Origin of the sequence: Rhodoplanes azumiensis (genome assembly GCF_042682915.1) — a bacterium.
In the GTDB taxonomy this organism is placed as follows: Bacteria; Pseudomonadota; Alphaproteobacteria; order Rhizobiales; family Xanthobacteraceae; genus Rhodoplanes; species Rhodoplanes azumiensis.
Map to the genome: position 1 here is coordinate 1 of NZ_JBHUIW010000064.1, position 1812 is coordinate 1812.

General features: G+C 65.6%; 1 rRNA gene. It reads left to right on the forward strand.

The window, feature by feature from the left end:
- The first annotated feature begins 1078 nt into the window (after positions 1 to 1078).
- Positions 1079 to 1198 (forward strand): 5S ribosomal RNA (gene rrf / locus ACFSOX_RS23575).
- The last annotated feature ends 614 nt before the right edge of the window (positions 1199 to 1812 follow it).

Consider the following 1812-nt stretch of genomic DNA (forward strand, 5'->3'; position numbering starts at 1 on the left):
GTTCGATCCCTGGGTCGGGAAGATCCCGCCGGAGAAGGAAATGGCAACCCACTCCCAGTATCCTCGCCTGGGAAATGCCACGGACAGAGGAGCCTGATGGGCCGCAGTCCATGGGTCGTATCAAAGTTGGGCTCAACCCAGCAACTACGAACAGAAGTATTTCCAAAGACCACACTCAAGTGTGTGTGTGTGTGTGTGTGTGTGTGTGTGTGTGTGTGTATCTCCTCTTGCCGTCTTGGAGTCTGTCTCGGAATCTTCATGTATTTCTGCCTCTGTATCTCCTGACAGCCAGCCGCCGGCCCGTTCGTCTGGCCCCGGCCTCTCCCAGGCGCTCTGGCTCTGGCTGAGGAGCTTGCGCAGGCCAGCTGTCTCCCTTGGCGTGGGTGCGTGCGAGTGTCTGTGTGTCTGTCTGTGTGCCTGCCTGTGGCTTGTCTGCTCTCTCAGGAAGGTCGAGGGCTTGGCGTGGGGTCAAAGGGGGGGCCTCGGTAGTGCGAAGGGGAGGGGCTGAGGCGCTCCGGTCGACCGCGCCTCCCTGGCTTCTGCTGGGTTTGGGCACCGGACAGGTGCCGGGCAAGTTGGGCGCTCAAGTTTCGCTGCGCCTAGGCCCGCAGGAGGTTCAGAGGCCCCTGGGCCGCGGGGGTTGGGAGGCGGCGGGCGCCGAAGACCGACACCTCCGGGGCCGCGCGGGCCTGAGCAGCGAATGGGATCGGGGGGAGGCCCCGCTCAGCGAGCGCGGCCGGGTCTGGAGTGGCCGCGGGTGGGAGGGCGCCGAGACCTCCGCACCCCTCAGCCCAGCCCCCAGGCCCCGCGCGCACGCACGCACGCACGCCCTCCCGGTCAATGGGGGCTCCTGGAAGCCCCTCGGGCCCCCGGGCCCGGCCAGGCGCTTGCTGGTCTGGTATTGGCGGTGTTCGGGGGGCGGGCCGGCGTCAGCAGGCTGGAGTCCGGTCGCGGATCGTGCGGCTCAAGTACAGCACGCCCCGCGACGAGAGGTGCGGCCCGTTGGCCCGACCTGCAGGGCAGAGCGAAAGGGAGGCGAAGCGCAAGGCTCTTAGGGCGCCCCGCGCCAACCGCCTCCGGCTCCGGCCCTATCAGCCTGAAGGCGCCCGATCTCGTCTGATCTCGGAAGCTAAGCAGGGTCGGGCCTGGTTAGGATCTTGGATGGGAGACCACCTGGGAATCCCGGGTGCTCGAGGCTTTTTGCCTACCAGAAGAGGTCCTTTAGCCCCCGCCGCGCGTCCCGATTCTTGGATCCCCCCCGCAGCCCCAGCCCCTCCCGGGCCGCGGGGAGCGGCTGGCCGGGGCCCCGACTCCCGCTGCAGACCTGGGTTGCCTCCGCGCGGCCCGCGAGCCCCTCCGCATTCGCATTCGGCTTCCAGGACACCCGACGACCGGCAGTCCCGTCTCCATCTGGGGCACCTTTGGCTTGCCTCAGGCAATCCCGGGGCTTGCACCAACTCAAGCCAGATCCTCAGCCCCCCTCCCCACCCCCTGCCTCGCAGGCCATCGCGCATGCGCATGTGCGCACGCACGCACAGATAGATGTGCCCAAACGGGGCATCTATCTTGTTCACTTATACCGTGGGTGTATCTATGCCTGGGAGTCGGACTGCTGAACCATACGCTACTTCCACTTTTAGTTCCTTCGGGAACCTCCATAATCTTTTCCATACCGGCTCTACCCATGCCCATTCCTACTCACCGTGGAGGAGAGTTCCCTTTGCTCCACATCTTCTCCAGCACTGGTTATTGACAGACATCGCAGTGAGGCCCAATCGGACTCATGTGAAGTGGTCCCTCCTTGGAGTTTGG